The 525-nt window shown below is 67.0% G+C and carries 2 protein-coding genes; both read left to right on the top strand.

Features of this window, described 5'->3' with window-relative positions:
* Nucleotides 1-396 (top strand): replication initiator (locus tag ACFP1K_RS41275; protein ID WP_380764080.1); only part of this gene is annotated, 396 nt, incomplete at its 5' end.
* A partial coding sequence (locus ACFP1K_RS41280; protein WP_380764082.1) for a helix-turn-helix transcriptional regulator occupies nt 386-525 on the top strand: 140 nt, incomplete at its 3' end. The genes ACFP1K_RS41275 and ACFP1K_RS41280, both read left to right, overlap by 11 nt.

Here is a 525-nt window from a genome sequence, read left to right on the forward strand (position 1 = left end):
GACCGGCGCGTCAACCTCCTCGATGACCTGACCGCCCTACCGATCCGCGACCATCCCCGCCGACTGATCGCCGAGTGCCTGCGCCTCGGCACCCGCGATGAGCTGACCGACTTCAGGCTCGTGCAATGGGCCCACATGCTGGGCTTCCGCGGCCACTTCTCCACCAAGTCACGGCGCTACTCCACCACCCTCGGGGACCTCCGCGCGGCACGCGCCGATCACATGCGCGAGGAACAGATCAGCACCGGACGCCTCCCTCTGTTCACGGGAGACACCGTGTTCGTCACGTCGCACTGGGACTACGCCGGCCGGGGCCTCTCCGCCGGTGAACGGCTCCTCGCCGCTGCCCTGACCAGCACTCGTCTCATCGACTCAGGAGGTGGCCATGAGTCCTAGGTTGCTCACCGTCCCCCAGGTCATGGCCGCTCTTCAGGTCAGCCGGTGGACGCTCTATCAGCTGATGAACTCCGGCGAACTGGACTCGATCGTGGTGGGTGTGCGCTGCCGTCGCATCCCGGAATCCGC

Origin of the sequence: Sphaerisporangium aureirubrum (genome assembly GCF_042658925.1) — a bacterium.
Classification (GTDB): Bacteria; Actinomycetota; Actinomycetes; order Streptosporangiales; family Streptosporangiaceae; genus Sphaerisporangium; species Sphaerisporangium aureirubrum.